At 74.1% G+C, this 320-nt stretch carries 1 protein-coding gene; it reads left to right on the forward strand.

Translation table 11 applies throughout. The features are described 5' to 3' along the window. The coding region (locus tag JHD64_RS21365; RefSeq protein WP_199055648.1) for a hypothetical protein at positions 1 to 201 on the forward strand (201 nt) is incomplete at its 5' end. Positions 202 to 320: the final 119 nt, after the last annotated feature.

Below are 320 nucleotides of genomic sequence, written 5' to 3' on the forward strand. Positions count from 1 at the left end.
AACGATGGTGCCGGCAGCGATCACGTCTACAACAAGACCGAAAGCGGCGCGGTGGTGGTCAGCGGCAGCACCACGGGTGTGGAAGCCGGCCAGACCGTCACCGTCACCTTTACCGACAGCCAGGGCCCTGTCTCTTATACACATCTGACGCTGCCGACGAACGAACAACAGTGTAGATCTCGGTGGTCGCCGGATCATTAGAAAGGGGGGGGGGGGGGGGGGGGGGGGGGGGGGGGGGGGGGGGGGGGGGGGGGGGGGGGGGGGGGGGGGGGGGGGGGGGGGGGGGGGGGGGGGGGGGGGGGGGGGGGGGGGGGGGGGGG

The organism is Aquitalea sp. ASV15 (genome assembly GCF_016429115.1).
GTDB classification, from domain to species: Bacteria; Pseudomonadota; Gammaproteobacteria; order Burkholderiales; family Chromobacteriaceae; genus Aquitalea; species Aquitalea magnusonii.